The 13,591-nt window shown below is 54.2% G+C and carries 12 protein-coding genes; 6 read left to right on the top strand and 6 right to left on the bottom strand.

The genetic code is table 11. The features are described from left to right. Nucleotides 1–4: 4 nt before the first annotated feature. Entirely contained in the window at nucleotides 5–2,167 is a 2,163-nt protein-coding gene (locus tag CJO09_RS11380) for a malate synthase G (RefSeq protein ID WP_119442448.1), read from the bottom strand. A 183-nt stretch (nucleotides 2,168–2,350) separates the two neighbouring features. On the opposite strand from CJO09_RS11380, the gene CJO09_RS11375 reads away from it, so the two are divergent. Both CJO09_RS11375 and CJO09_RS11370 read left to right on the top strand, forming a co-directional pair. After that, a complete protein-coding gene (locus CJO09_RS11375) occupies nucleotides 2,351–2,644 on the top strand; it encodes a 4a-hydroxytetrahydrobiopterin dehydratase (RefSeq protein ID WP_114420312.1) in 294 nt (97 codons plus the stop codon). 2 nt (nucleotides 2,645–2,646) lie between these two features. Beyond that, nucleotides 2,647–4,152 (top strand): AMP nucleosidase, encoded by a 1,506-nt coding sequence (locus CJO09_RS11370; RefSeq protein ID WP_119442447.1) that lies wholly within the window; start codon nucleotides 2,647–2,649, stop codon nucleotides 4,150–4,152. A gap of 42 nt (nucleotides 4,153–4,194) precedes the next feature. Here the strand turns inward: CJO09_RS11370 and CJO09_RS11365 are convergent, their stop codons facing one another. Together CJO09_RS11365 and uvrA are read right to left on the bottom strand one after the other, a co-directional pair. Further along, on the bottom strand, nucleotides 4,195–4,710 hold the full coding sequence (locus CJO09_RS11365; protein WP_119442446.1) for an SET domain-containing protein: 516 nt from the start codon (nucleotides 4,708–4,710) through the stop codon (nucleotides 4,195–4,197). Between the two features lie 91 nt (nucleotides 4,711–4,801). Beyond that, a complete protein-coding gene (gene uvrA, locus CJO09_RS11360; protein WP_119442445.1) occupies nucleotides 4,802–7,657 on the bottom strand; it encodes an excinuclease ABC subunit UvrA in 2,856 nt (951 codons plus the stop codon). Between the two features lie 118 nt (nucleotides 7,658–7,775). Between uvrA and CJO09_RS11355 the strand changes: the two genes are divergently transcribed. Beyond that, nucleotides 7,776–8,990 carry an MFS transporter gene (locus tag CJO09_RS11355; protein WP_119442444.1) on the top strand — a complete coding sequence of 405 codons (1,215 nt, stop codon included), beginning with the start codon at nucleotides 7,776–7,778 and terminating at the stop codon, nucleotides 8,988–8,990. Between the two features lie 105 nt (nucleotides 8,991–9,095). Then, the gene (gene ssb, locus CJO09_RS11350; protein ID WP_114420512.1) at nucleotides 9,096–9,575 is read left to right on the top strand and encodes a single-stranded DNA-binding protein; all 480 of its coding nucleotides are present in this window, start codon (nucleotides 9,096–9,098) and stop codon (nucleotides 9,573–9,575) included. A 123-nt stretch (nucleotides 9,576–9,698) separates the two neighbouring features. Here the strand turns inward: ssb and CJO09_RS11345 are convergent, their stop codons facing one another. Beyond that, nucleotides 9,699–10,451 carry a TerC family protein gene (locus tag CJO09_RS11345; protein ID WP_119442443.1) on the bottom strand — a complete coding sequence of 251 codons (753 nt, stop codon included), beginning with the start codon at nucleotides 10,449–10,451 and terminating at the stop codon, nucleotides 9,699–9,701. A gap of 125 nt (nucleotides 10,452–10,576) precedes the next feature. After that, complete coding sequence (locus tag CJO09_RS11340; protein WP_119442442.1) at nucleotides 10,577–11,245, bottom strand: GntR family transcriptional regulator; 669 nt, start codon at nucleotides 11,243–11,245, stop codon at nucleotides 10,577–10,579. A 177-nt stretch (nucleotides 11,246–11,422) separates the two neighbouring features. Between CJO09_RS11340 and CJO09_RS11335 the strand changes: the two genes are divergently transcribed. After that, on the top strand, nucleotides 11,423–12,307 hold the full coding sequence (locus CJO09_RS11335) for a gallate dioxygenase (RefSeq protein WP_119442441.1): 885 nt from the start codon (nucleotides 11,423–11,425) through the stop codon (nucleotides 12,305–12,307). Nucleotides 12,308–12,318: 11 nt separating this feature from the next. Then, nucleotides 12,319–12,678, top strand: a complete 360-nt coding sequence (locus tag CJO09_RS11330) for a protocatechuate 3,4-dioxygenase (protein ID WP_119442440.1) — start codon at nucleotides 12,319–12,321, stop codon at nucleotides 12,676–12,678. Here the strand turns inward: CJO09_RS11330 and CJO09_RS11325 are convergent. Continuing rightward, complete coding sequence (locus tag CJO09_RS11325; protein ID WP_119442439.1) at nucleotides 12,675–13,583, bottom strand: NAD(P)-dependent oxidoreductase; 909 nt, start codon at nucleotides 13,581–13,583, stop codon at nucleotides 12,675–12,677. The genes CJO09_RS11330 and CJO09_RS11325 overlap by 4 nt on opposite strands. Nucleotides 13,584–13,591: the final 8 nt, after the last annotated feature.

Raw genomic sequence — 13,591 nt, 5'->3', positions numbered from 1 at the left:
TGTTTCAGGCCTTCTTCACCTCGAGCCGCCACTGGTGCAGCAAAGGCTCGGTATAGCCGTTGGGCTGTTCCAGCCCTTTGAATACCAAGTCGCACGCGGCCTTGAAAGCGGCCGATGTGTCGAAATTTCCGGCCATCGGTTTGTAGTAAGGGTCTGCTTCGTTTTGCTTATCGACCACGGCAGCCATACGTTTCATGGTTTCCATGACCTGATCCTTGGTGACAATACCATGGCGCAACCAGTTTGCAATATGCTGACTGGAAATACGCAGGGTGGCGCGGTCTTCCATTAGCCCCACATTGTGGATGTCGGGTACTTTCGAGCACCCCACGCCCTGGTCGATCCAGCGTACGACGTAACCCAGAATGCCCTGGGCGTTGTTGTCGAGCTCTTGCTGCTTTTCTTCGTTCGACCAATTCGTGTTGGTGGCCACGGGTACCGACAGGATTTTGTCGAGCAGGGTGGGGTCGTTCTTCCCTTCCATGCCCGACTGAATATCGTGCACGCTAACTTGGTGATAGTGCAATGCGTGCAGTGTGGCGGCAGTGGGTGAAGGGACCCAGGCCGTATTACCGCCGGCTTTCAATTGGCCAATTTTCTGTACCAGCATGTCGGCCATTTTGTCGGGCATGGCCCACATGCCCTTGCCGATTTGTGCCCGGCCGCGCAAACCGCATTCTAGTCCTACCTGAACGTTGTTGTGCTCGTAAGCGTTAATCCAGTCGGTTGGCTTCATTTCGCCTTTGCGGATCATCGGGCCGGCTTCCATTGACGTATGGATTTCGTCGCCGGTGCGGTCAAGAAAGCCGGTATTAATGAACGCAACCCGTTCGTTGGCGGCGGCAATGCAGGCTTTTAGGTTCACGCTGGTGCGGCGCTCTTCATCCATAATGCCCATTTTCAGGGTGTTGGGCGCCATGCCCAGCAGTTTTTCAACGCGGCCGAACAGTTCGCTTGAAAACGCCACTTCGTCGGGGCCGTGCATTTTAGGCTTCACGATATACACCGAGCCCTTGCGTGAATTGCCCTTGCGTTTCAGGTCGTGCACGGCAATCAGCGACGTGACTACCGCGTCCATAATGCCTTCGGGCACCTCGTTGCCGTCTTTATCCAGAATGGCCGGGTTGGTCATGAGGTGGCCTACGTTACGTACCAGCATCATGGAACGCGCGGCCAGCGTTTGCGTGTTGCCTTGCAAGTCGGTGTATTCACGGTCGGGATTCAGGGCGCGTGTAAAGGTTTTATCGCCTTTGGCGACCTCTTCGGTTAGATTGCCCTGCATCAGGCCCAGCCAGTTGCGATAGGCCAGTACCTTGTCTTCGGCATCCACCGTTGCCACCGAGTCTTCGCAGTCCATAATGGTGGTGAGTGCGGACTCCATCAGGATGTCTTTCACCCCGGCTTTGTCTTGTTTGCCAATGGGGTTGTTTTTGTCGATTTGAATTTCGAAGTGCAGGCCGTTATGGCGGAATACCAGCGCCTCGGGTGCAGACGCGTTACCTCGGTAGCCCAACAGGGATGATGCGTCTTTCAACGTGGTGTTTTCGCCGTTTTCAAGGGTTACCTGCAGTTGGCCGTTGTTCACCTGGTAGGCGGTGGCATTGGCGTGCGACCCCGGCGACAGTGGAATGGTTTCATCCAGAAAGCGGCGACCGTATTCAATGACCTTGTCGCCGCGCACGGGGTTGTAGCCGCCCGAGCGGGTTGCGCCGTTATCTTCGGAAATAGCGTCGGTGCCGTACAGGGCGTCGTACAGGCTGCCCCAACGGGCGTTGGCCGCATTCAATGCGTAACGGGCGTTGGTAATGGGCACCACCAGTTGCGGCCCGGCCTGTTCGCTGAACTCCGCGTCGATATTGGTGGTGTTCACCTTCACATTAGCCGGGGCGTCTTTCAAATAGCCAATTTCTTTCAGGAATGCCTTGTATGCGGCCATATCTTTGATGGGGCCGGGGTTTTTCCGGTACCAGGCGTCCATTTCTGCCTGGATTCGATCGCGCTCGGCCAACAAGGCGCGGTTCTTCGGTGCCAGGTCGTGCACAATGGCGTTGAATCCCTTCCAGAAGTCGTCGGACGAAACGTCGGTGCCGGGCAGCGCTTCCTGCTCGATGAATTGGTGCAGTAAATTGGCAACGTGCAGTTGCTCGCATTGTGTTCGTTGTGTCATTTTTTATCCTTTGTGTTGCAGGTGCACATGACCGTTGAGTCATGCTCCGGTTTGTGTTCACATGCATAGTATGGACTGTCCGCTGCAGTCGCTCAACCAGTTGAAAGTTGAATAAGCTTGAACTTATAGTTCAAGGTTTTCAGCATATTTAATCGTTAAACCTTCAAAGTGGAGTGGAACGCTATGGCCAAGTCTTCAGATCTTATCGGCGCGTCGGCCGCAATTGAAACCTTGCAGGGCTGGTCTGCCGTGGAAGGGCGCGATGCAATTCAAAAAACGTTCAAATTCGATGATTTCAATGCCGCTTTCGGATTCATGACCCGGGTGGCCATGCAGGCCGAGCAGGCCGGTCATCATCCTGAATGGTTCAACGTATACAATCGCGTCACCGTGACACTGGCCACGCACGATGCAGGTGGGGTCACGGCCAAAGATACGGCGCTGGCGTCGTTTATGGACCAGATTGCACAGGAGTAGGTATGTCGGATTCACCGGGTGGCAGTGCGATATCACCGTTGGGCTTGCCCCAGCTCATTCCATTCACCGCATTTCATGATGCCCACGCAGCTTACGAGCGTTTGGTGGAAATTTACGAGCGCAACACGGCTTTTATTCGCGAGGCGTTCGATTATTATGCCGCCGGCAAGTTGCCTGAGGGGCAACGGGTGCGCGCCTACTACCCGGCCATTCGCATCAAGGTATCAACATATCAAGGGGTGGATAGCCGTTTGTCATATGGCTATGTGGTTGAGCCCGGTACCTACATGACCACGATCACCCAGCCGCGCTTGTTTGAACGTTATCTACGCGAACAAATTCATTTGTTGATTCGCAACCATGGCGTCGGTGTGGAAGTGGGGGAGTCAGACACCTCCATTCCGTTGCACTTTGCTTTCCCCGAAGGCCATTATGTGGAAGGTATTTATGCCGACTCGGTGGGGGGCGAATTGCGCGACCACTTCGATGTGCCCGATTTGGCGGTCACAGACGATGCCATTGTGAATGGCACTTGGCGCGGGCGGCGGGGCGACCCCGAACCACTGGCGCCGTTTACCGCCCCTCGCATTGATTACTCCCTGCATCGCTTGCAGCACTACACGGCCACACGGCCCGAGTATTTTCAAAGTTATGTGTTGTTTACCAACTACCAGTTTTATATAGACGAATTTTGCCAATGGGCTAAAGGTATGCTGGCGCGTGAAGAGGGTGATTACACCGCACTGATCGAGCCCGGCAACGTGGTAACCCTGGCGGGAAAAGGCCGGCAGCCCACCGGCGAGCGCCCGGCGCGTATGCCACAAATGCCGTCTTATCATTTGCTGCGCAAAAACAATACAGGCATTACGCTTATTAACATTGGCGTGGGCCCTTCCAACGCCAAAACCATTACCGACCACGTGGCGGTTTTACGGTCTTCCGCCTGGATAATGCTGGGGCATTGTGCGGGCCTGCGCACAACCCAGCGCCTGGGTGATTACGTGCTGGCCCATGGCTATGTACGCCAAGACCATGTGCTGGACGAAGACTTGCCGATTTGGGTACCGGTGCCGCCGCTGGCTGAAATTCAAGTGGCGCTGGAAGGTGCTGTGGCCGAAGTTGCCGGGCTATCGGGCTGGGAGCTCAAGCGCATTATGCGAACCGGCACGGTAGCCACAACCGATAACCGTAACTGGGAGCTGCGCGACCAGAACGAGCCGGTATTGAAGTTGTCGCAATCGCGTGCCATTGCGCTCGACATGGAGTCAGCCACCATTGCGGCGAATGGGTTTCGTTTTCGGGTGCCTTACGGCACTTTGTTGTGTGTCTCCGATAAACCGCTGCATGGCGAGCTGAAACTGCCGGGTATGGCCAGCGAGTTTTATCGTCGCCAAGTGGGGCAGCATCTGCAAATTGGCATTCAGGCGCTGGAAAGCTTGCGCGACATGCCGCCCGAAAGGCTGCATTCACGTAAATTGCGCAGTTTTATCGAGACGGCGTTCAAATAAAGTTGCTTTCCGGCCGGCGTTGTCTGATTTGTAAGCGCCTGGCTAGGCAGGTGCTTTGCTGGCTTTCTCTGCCTTTTTTGTTTTTTTAGCTGCTTTTTTCTTTAAAGCCAGCATGGTGCCCCGGCATTCCGGGGTGCCGCACAGGCATTTGTATTCATTGCGCCGCTTTTTGGTAATGCGACCATCCAGCACTAACCCATAATCGTAGGTAAGCTCTTCGCCTTTTTTAATATCGCGCAGCGCCACGATATAAACTTTTGTGCCTTTTTGGTTTTCCTGCGCTTCGCAATTGGGGCCGCACGAATGGTTAAACCATTTGGCGTCGTTCCCTTTTTGGCCACCGTCAATCACCTTGCCACAGCTTAGAGAAAAGAAAAAAGTGTGGAAGGGATCGTCGGGGTTGGTGGGGTGCAGTTCGTCGGCTTTTTCATGCGTAATGCGCTTGCCTTCGTATTCCAGAATGTTTGTGCCTTCGGGAATTTTGCGGGCGGCAAAAATGCCATTGCCATGCGTTTTTGATTTTTTGACGACATGCCAGACGGGTTTGGAAGCACTCATAGTGTGTGGGGTGGAATTCGCAATGGGTAACGTAGAGGTACGGGGTAAGCCGCAACAACAGGGCGGCTATGCCTGAGCCGCTGACGCGATCTTACACGGTTTCCCGATTTAGTACGGTGGCCAGATAGCGGCCCGTATAACTGTTCTCGTTGGCGGCGATGTCTTCCGGCGTACCTTGCGCCACAATTTGGCCGCCGCCGTCGCCCCCTTCGGGCCCCATGTCAACAACCCAGTCAGCTGTTTTGATGACGTCGAGATTGTGTTCAATCACAATGACTGTGTTGCCTGCGTCGACCAGTTGTTGCAACACTTTAAGCAACAGAGCAATGTCGTGAAAATGCAGGCCGGTGGTGGGTTCGTCGAGAATATAAAGGGTTTTGCCCGTACTGCGGCGCGACAGTTCCAGCGAGAGTTTCACGCGTTGCGCTTCGCCCCCTGAAAGCGTGGTGGCGCTTTGGCCCAGCCTGATATACGACAATCCTACATCCATTAAGGTGTTGAGCTTGCGGGCAATAGAGGGAACGGCTTCGAAATAATCCAGGGCCTGGGCCACGGTGAGGTTCAACACTTCGCTGATGTTTCTGCCGCGGTAGCGAATATCCAGCGTTTCGCGGTTGTAGCGTTTTCCTTCACAGGTGTCGCAGGGCACATACATGTCGGGCAGAAAGTGCATTTCCACTTTCACGACGCCATCGCCTTGGCAGGCTTCGCAACGCCCCCCTTTCACATTGAACGAGAAACGGCCGGGGTCGTAACCGCGTGCGCGGGCCTCTGGAACGCCGGCAAACAGTTCGCGAATTGGAGTGAACATGCCGGTGTAGGTTGCCGGGTTACTACGCGGCGTGCGGCCGATGGGGCTTTGGTCGACGTTAATGATTTTGTCGAAATGGGAAAGACCCTCCAGTGACGCATGGGGTGCGGGCTCGGCCTGGGCCCGGTGCAGGGCGCCGGCCACCGCCACCGCGAGCGTGTCGTTAATTAGCGTGGATTTGCCCGAACCCGACACGCCGGTAATACACACCAGCCGACCGGCGGGAATGCTCAGGTCAACCGACTTCAGGTTGTTGCCGGTGCAACCTTTCAAAACCAGTTGGGCCAATTCGTCGGTAACCGGACGACGCTCCGGCATGGCAATGCTCAGGGCGCCGGTCAGGTATTGGGCGGTCAGTGAGTCGGTATTTCCCAGCAGTTTGACAGGTGTTCCCTGCGCGACGATGCGCCCGCCCTGTTCACCGGCACCCGGGCCCATATCCACCACAAAATCGGCGCTGCGGATCATGTCTTCATCGTGCTCGACCACAATCACACTATTGCCCAGGTCGCGCAGATGTTGCAGAGTTTGAATCAGGCGGTCGTTATCGCGTTGGTGCAAACCAATGGAAGGTTCGTCCAGCACATACATTACACCCGTTAAGCCCGAGCCAATCTGGCTGGCCAAGCGAATGCGCTGGGCCTCGCCCCCGGAAATGGTGTCGGCGCTGCGGTCGAGCGAAAGATAGGTGAGCCCGACATTGTTCAAAAAGGTCAGGCGTGCCTCAATCTCACGAATAATGCGTTCGGCAATTTCTTTCTTGGCGCCATGTAATTCGAGTTGCTGGAACCAAATTAGGCAATCTTTTAATGAAAGCGCTTCCACTTCGTAAATGGCACGCCCCACCCGCTCCTGTGGACCTGGTTCGTTGCCAATGAGCACGTTGCGCGCCTCTGCACGTAAACGGGATCCGTGGCAATCGGGGCAACTGCGCGTATGACGCGACTTGGCCAGTTCTTCGCGCACCACCGACGAATCGGTTTCGCGCCAGCGGCGCTCCAGGTTGGGAATCACACCTTCAAAAGTGTGTTTTTTGACCGTGCTGCGGCCTTTTTCATTCAGGTAAATAAAGGGGATTTCCTCGTCGCCGGAACCGTATAAGATGCGTTCGCGTGTCTTTTCATCCAGCGATTCAAATGGGGCGTCGATATCGAATTCGTAGTGGGCCGCCAGGCTGGTAAGCAAGGCGTGCGTGAAAGCGTTGCGGCGGTCCCAGCCGGCAATGGCGCCGCCCGCCAGGCTTAATTCCGGAAAGGCCACCACGCGTTTGGGATCGAAAAAATCCACATGGCCCAAGCCGTCGCAACGTGGGCAGGCTCCCACCGGGTTGTTGAAACTGAAAAGACGAGGCTCCAGTTCCGTTAGGCTGTAGCTGCATACCGGGCAAGCGTAGCGACTGGAAAACGCCACTTCTTCCTCGGTGTCCATATTCAGTGCCACGACTCGGCCATCGGTAATTGAAAGCGCCGTTTCAAAACTTTCGGCCAAACGTTGGCGGCTTTCCGGTTTTACACGCAAGCGGTCGATGACGACGTCGATGCTATGTTTTTCAGTTTTCTTAAGGGGTTCGAGGCGGTCGATTTCCACCATTTCGCCATCGACACGCAAGCGCACAAACCCTTGCGCCTGCAAGCTTGCGCATTCGTCTTCAAAACTGCCTTTGCGAGCCCGCGCCAGCGGGGCCAAAATGGCCAACCGCGTACCTGCAGCCCAGTCCATGACCTTGTCGACCATTTGGCTCACACTTTGCGCCTGTAACGGTAACCCATGGTCGGGGCAGAAGGGGGTGCCCACTCGCGCGTACAATAGGCGCAGGTAATCATGAATTTCTGTAATGGTGCCAACCGTAGAACGCGGGTTGTGGCCTGCGGCTTTTTGTTCAATGGAAATGGCCGGCGACAAGCCCTCAATCAAGTCAACATCGGGTTTGTCCATTAATTGCAGAAATTGCCGTGCGTAGGCCGACAAGCTTTCCACATAGCGTCGTTGGCCTTCTGCATATAAGGTGTCGAACGCCAGCGAAGACTTGCCCGAGCCCGACAGGCCGGTAATCACCACCAGTTTGTGGCGGGGCAGGTCGAGCGAGATGTTTTTGAGGTTGTGCGTGCGGGCACCGCGGATGCGAATGGCGTCCATGTTTTCAGTAGAAAGTCTTTCAAAAGGCTAACTTGCTACTATAACGCGCTGCGCTCTTTTGAGCACGGTCTGTATTGCTTTTGATTGTGTGAACTGAATTTGTTTTCAAAGAAACGTTATGAGTAACTCCGGCGTCGGCGCCGTTAATGAAACCCGGGTCAAGCTCAAGCTAACGCCTGTCGAACGTAAAGCCAGTTTCTCGTTGGCTTTGCTGTTTGCGTCGCGCATGCTGGGTTTGTTCTTGTTAACCCCCGTTTTCGCGGTGGCGGCACTGTCGATTCCTGGCGGGAACGACGCCACCAAAGTAGGGCTGGCTTTGGGCGCCTATGGGCTCACGCAAGCCATTATGCAAATACCGCTGGGTATGGCGTCCGATCGCTTTGGCCGTCGTTCTGTTGTGGTGGCCGGTATGGTGCTGTTCATTGCCGGCGGGGTCATCTGCGCGATGGCTTCCGACATTAACTGGATTATTGCCGGTCGCATTTTGCAGGGCCTGGGGGCGGTGTCGGCCGCGATTACCGCCTGGGTGGCCGATGCTACACGGCCCGAAGTGCGGACCCGCGCCATGGCCATGGTGGGGGCGTCCATTGGTTTGTCGTTCGCCGTGTCGCTGGTTTTGTCGCCGGTGGTGGTGGGCCAGTTTGGTTTGTCGGGCCTGTTTTGGGTCATTAGCCTGCTGGGTTTTGTGTGCCTGCTTGTGGCCGCTTTTGTGGTGCCTTCCGCGCCCCGGGCGGCGCCGCCTTTGGTTCGGGTCAAGCCTGTTGATGTGCTGCGCCATGCCGATTTATTGCGTTTGAATCTGGGTGTGTTTTGCCTGCACTTTATTCTGATGGCCTTGTTTATTGTAGTGCCCACCGTGCTTGCCGGCCTGGGTGGCTATGGGTCGGCGCAATTGTGGCAGGTGTATTTGCCGGTTATTCTGCTGTCTTTTGTTTTCATGGTGCCGGCAGTTTTCTATACTGAAACCCGTAAGGCGCATAAAGCCGCGCTGCAATGGTCGGTCTTAGGCTTGGCGGTAACCCTGTTGCTGATGCCCTGGGCCAGCGAGCAGTTGTTGTTCATGGTGGCGGCATTGGTGGGTTTCTTTATCGCGTTTAATGTGCTTGAAGCGCTACAGCCTTCATTGGTATCCCGTGTGGCACCGCCCGATTTCAAAGGATTGGCGCTGGGCTTTTACAATATGTCGCAGGCCTTGGGCGTGTTTATCGGCGCGTCGCTGGGTGGCTTGGTCATTACATACGCAGGAGCATCTTATGTGTTCCTGGTGTGCGCGGTACTGGCGCTGATTTGGTATGGGGTGGCACGTGGCATGCAGCCCTTGAAAGATGCCTGAGCGGGATAAAAATATGCCTTGGTAGTTCTTCGGGCCGATTGATTTTCCGGCTTTGAATTGAACGATAATGAATGTGAACGAATTTTATTGATTGGGGGTGAACAAATGGCTTCAGTAAACAAAGTAATTCTGGTGGGCAACCTGGGGCGCGACCCCGAAGTACGTTACAGCCCCGATGGCGTGGCAATTTGCAATATTTCGCTGGCTACCACTTCGCAATGGAAAGACCGCAATTCGGGTGAAAAACGCGAAGAAACGGAATGGCACCGTGTGGTGTTCTACAACCGTCTGGCTGAAATTGCCGGCGAATATCTTAAAAAAGGCCGAGCCGTCTACGTTGAAGGCCGCATCAAAACCCGCAAGTTTCAAGACAAAGAAACCGGCGCCGATCGTTACAGCACTGAAATTGTGGCCGAACAAATGCAAATGCTGGGCGGCCGCGACGGCGGTGATTCCAGTAGCGATTTTGGTGGTGAAAGCAGCCCGCGTGCGCAGCGCCCCGCACAGCAACAGCCACGTCCGGCAGCACCTCAAGCGGCACCGGCAGCGAATTTGGCCGATATGGACGACGATATTCCGTTCTAGGGATTGCCAAATACGGAAACGTAAACGAAGGCCCGAAAAACAGTGTTTTATCGGGCCTTTTTGTCGTCTGATGAAGAGAGTGCCGTTGGCATAAAAAGGGGCTGGAAAACAAGGCTTTATATTTTATGTAACTTGTTTTCGCCTTGAGCGTCGCGCCAGCATGTTCAGGCCTTCGATAGCTGCAGAGAAGGCCATTGCCGCATAGATATAGCCTTTGGGAACGTGGACACCAAAGCCTTCGGCAATCAAAGTCATACCAATCATCATTAAAAAGCCCAAAGCCAGCATCACGATGGTTGGGTTGTTTTGAATGAACCGGGCCAAAGGATTGGCGGCCAGAAGCATGACGGTTACGGCCACTATCACGGCAATGACCATGATAGGTATATGTTCTGTCATCCCGACGGCAGTGATAATACTGTCGATTGAGAAGACCAGGTCCAACAGCAAGATTTGGCTAATTGCAGAAGTGAAGGTCATGACCGCGGCATTCTTGGCCGGCTTTCCTTCGAACATGTCGCCTTCCGGCTCCCGGTCAACGTTATGATGGATTTCTTTGGTGGCCTTCCAGAGTAAGAAAAGGCCGCCGGCAATCAGAATCATGTCTTTCCACGAGAAACCTTTGCCGAAAAGCTCAACCACTGGCTCGGTGAGCTGTACGATCCAGGCTACCGTGCCCAAAAGGCCCAGCCGTAAGATCAGCGCCAGACCTATACCGATCCGTCGCGCTCTGGCCTGTTGGTGCTTGGGAAGCTTATTTGTAAGAATAGAAATAAAAATAAGGTTATCAATACCGAGCACAACTTCCATTGTGATCAAGGTAGCCAACGCCACCCAGACAGTAGGGTCAACAGCGAGCTGAATCAGATAGTCCATGTGGTATCTCTTGTCTATTTGAAAATTATCCAGCCATTCTATCGCGTCAACTCAATATTTTGAGTAGTTGTAGAAGTGGTGTTAGCGGCATCGTGCGGTGCGAAGCCCCTTGAGCAAAGCGCTTTCTAACCATTATTCATCATCAAGCTTTGTTCCTGCGTATGCGCATGTTCGCGAAATAAAAATTCGGCGCGGTCGCCCTGGCCGGCTTCAATGGCATCCACAATGGCGTGGTGCTGCCGATGTGCATAAAACAGGAAGTCGAACATGCGCTCTTTATTGGTGTTTGAAAAGGCAACGCTTAAGGGTGCAGTGAACGGCACCACATTGCAGCGTTCGGTCAGGTTTTCAAGAAGCGGCATGTTGGCCGCTTCCGTTATCAGCGCATGGAACCGTGCATTCATTTGTGCATAACGCAGTTCGTCGTCGTCTTGCAGTTGCCGTTGCGTGAATAAAGCATCGCCTTCGGCCAGGCAGGCTTTAAGGGCCGACAGCACGGTGGCCGATACACCTTTTTCTGCGACATGACGGGCTGCGAAGCCTTCAAGCAGGGCGCGAACACGCACCGCTTCAATGCTGTTCTGGGTGGTGAAAGCGCGAACGGAATAGCCTCGTTTACCCGCGGACACCAGCAATCCTTCTTGCGCTAAAGCAGGCAGAGCCTGGCGAACTGGCGTGCGGGAAACGCCCAGACGGGTTGCCAGCTCGGCCTCGGTTACGCGCTCGCCGGGGGCCAACTCGCCGCTAAGCACCATTTCCCGTAGTTGAACAACAACGGTTGAGTGAGTGTTCATGATCCGTTATCAATAAAGAAAAGCAGTGGTTTAAGGGGGTAGTTGAATTATTATATGGAATCCAATTTGGGATCCCAAATTAGCATTAATACCAGATTATCAAAAAATAATTGCTAATTTTGGATCCCAAAAGTAGAATGGATTTTTAGGAAAAACTCTCTTTCGGCAGGAACGGTCATGGCGAAGATTATTGGTTGTATTGGTACGTCGCACGTACCTACTATTGGCGTTGCTTACGACAAGGGCAAGCAGGAAGATCCTGCCTGGAAACCCTTGTTCGATGGCTATAAACCCGTTGCCAAATGGCTTGAAGACAACAAGGCCGACGTCTTGGTGTTTATCTACAACGATCACGCCACCACGTTTTTCTTCGATATGTATCCCACGTTCACCCTGGGTGTGGGTGAAAGGTTTCCTATTGCCGACGAGGGCGCAGGTTTGCGCAATTTGCCGCACATTCGCGGCAATGTCGATTTGCAGGCGCATATTGCCGAATCGCTGGTGAACGATGAGTTCGACCTCACTATTACCCAAAACAAACCGATTGACCACGGTTGCGCGTCGCCGCTGCCTCTTATGTGGCCACACGAGCCCGACTGGCCCGGTGTGGTGGTACCCATTGCGGTGAATGTGTTGCAGTATCCGCTGCCTACACCGCGCCGCTGCTACAAGCTGGGCAAGGCATTGCGTCGTGCGATTGAGTCTTATCCGGAGGATTTGCGGGTTGTCGTCGTGGGAACCGGCGGTTTGTCACATCAAATTCATGGGGAGCGTACGGGCTTTAACAATGAAGAGTGGGATCAGGAGTTCCTGGCACTTTTGCAGCACAACCCTGAAAAACTCACAGAGTTAACCCACGCCGATTATGTTCGCCTGGGCGGGGCGGAAAGTGTGGAGCAAATTATGTGGCTGGCTATGCGCGGGGCCATGCCCGAAAAAATTCGCAAGATTCATCAAAACTATTATCTGGCCACCACCACGGCCATGACAGTCGTGGTGTACGAGGGTGAAGAAGAAACCACTTCGTCTGCGGTTGGGTCGAATCAAAGCGTTATGGCTTAAGGGGGCGAGTCATGAATCCACAACTAAAAGGCATTGAAAACATCGAAGGCACGTATGCGTTCGACATTCGCACCTGCAACCGTCGTTTGAATATTAATCGGTTCTTCTGGCACATGATCAAAGCGGAATGGCGTGAACGCTACCTGCAAGACCCCGATGCTTTAATGACTGAAGCGGGTTTAACCGACGAAGAAAAAACGTTGATTCGGAATGAGGATTGGCTTGGGTTGGTTCAGCACGGTGTGAACTTCTTTGTGTTGGAAAAGTTTGCGCGTGTGGTGAAAAAAACCAATTTAGAAGTCTATGCCATGATGCGTGGCCAGTCTTTTGAAGACTTCATGAAAACGCGGCGGGTGCCAAATGCACGTTAACGCTTTAACTGGTCTACAAACGTGGGCCAGTTAAAGCGTTCTTCTTTGTTATACCGCATACCTTTTTGTTTTACCTGGTCGGCAGTTGCCTGGTGGGTTTGCGCGGCGGCTAGAGCCATTGTGGGTTGTATTTGGGCTTCGGAAAGGGTGTGCGCCACTTCTCGCATTTCAGCGGCCCGACGTTCACCGTGTTCGGCGATACGGCTAATCAGATAGTGCGGTAGTTGGTCGGCCCACCCCATGTTCGGGTAGGTTTCGTCCAGCGAAGCCAGCACCTCCTTTTCAGCGTTATAGGCTCGCGCCGCAGCCAGGCATTCCATTGTTAAGGCTTCCATGCCTTTAATTATGACGCTTCGGCACATTTTTATTGCCGAGGCAATACCGATTTCTTCCGACACCGCACGGGTCCGCATGCCCAAGGTATTCAGTGCCTTTGACAAGGAATGTGCATGATCGCCGCCCAACAACATGGGAACCTGAAGCCCATAGGGTGGAATTGGCGCCATCACGGCCGCTTCAACATAGTGGGCTCCGTTCGCCTGCACGGCTTGTTGGTCGTGGCGCTTGGTAGCAGGCGATACCGAGTTGATATCCAGAAAGAATTGGTGCGGGCCGAGGCGTGGCCCGATGTGCTCAGCGACCTGGGCGGCGGAACCGGCGGTGACCGCCGAGATAATCAGGTCGGCATTCTCTATTGCTTTCTCGGGGGTGTAGACCAAGGTGACCCCCGTAGGCGTGGCTTTTTCGGCCGACGCCAAACGCAGATCAGCTGCGCAGAATTTAATATCATATGCGCGAACACTTAAACCTGCAGCCGCCAATCCGCGGCCGAGGAGGGTGCCGGCTTCGCCAAACCCAATTAAACCGACGTGTTTGATGACAATGCAGTTTGTGTCGGAATCCATGGCTTTTG

Origin of the sequence: Neopusillimonas maritima, from assembly GCF_003576595.1 — a bacterium.
In the GTDB taxonomy this organism is placed as follows: Bacteria; Pseudomonadota; Gammaproteobacteria; order Burkholderiales; family Burkholderiaceae_B; genus Neopusillimonas; species Neopusillimonas maritima.
This window is presented reverse-complemented; position numbering and strand designations above follow the sequence as displayed.

Coding starts and splice junctions, on each gene's coding strand:
- CJO09_RS11335 (WP_119442441.1), top strand. CDS start 11,423: ATGGCGAAGATTATTGGTTGTATTGGTACGTCGCACGTACCTACTATT.
- CJO09_RS11375 (WP_114420312.1), top strand. CDS start 2,351: ATGGCCAAGTCTTCAGATCTTATCGGCGCGTCGGCCGCAATTGAAACC.
- ssb (WP_114420512.1), top strand. CDS start 9,096: ATGGCTTCAGTAAACAAAGTAATTCTGGTGGGCAACCTGGGGCGCGAC.
- CJO09_RS11330 (WP_119442440.1), top strand. CDS start 12,319: ATGAATCCACAACTAAAAGGCATTGAAAACATCGAAGGCACGTATGCG.
- CJO09_RS11380 (WP_119442448.1), bottom strand. CDS start 2,167: ATGACACAACGAACACAATGCGAGCAACTGCACGTTGCCAATTTACTG.
- CJO09_RS11365 (WP_119442446.1), bottom strand. CDS start 4,710: ATGAGTGCTTCCAAACCCGTCTGGCATGTCGTCAAAAAATCAAAAACG.
- uvrA (WP_119442445.1), bottom strand. CDS start 7,657: ATGGACGCCATTCGCATCCGCGGTGCCCGCACGCACAACCTCAAAAAC.
- CJO09_RS11325 (WP_119442439.1), bottom strand. CDS start 13,583: ATGGATTCCGACACAAACTGCATTGTCATCAAACACGTCGGTTTAATT.
- CJO09_RS11340 (WP_119442442.1), bottom strand. CDS start 11,245: ATGAACACTCACTCAACCGTTGTTGTTCAACTACGGGAAATGGTGCTT.
- CJO09_RS11355 (WP_119442444.1), top strand. CDS start 7,776: ATGAGTAACTCCGGCGTCGGCGCCGTTAATGAAACCCGGGTCAAGCTC.
- CJO09_RS11345 (WP_119442443.1), bottom strand. CDS start 10,451: ATGGACTATCTGATTCAGCTCGCTGTTGACCCTACTGTCTGGGTGGCG.
- CJO09_RS11370 (WP_119442447.1), top strand. CDS start 2,647: ATGTCGGATTCACCGGGTGGCAGTGCGATATCACCGTTGGGCTTGCCC.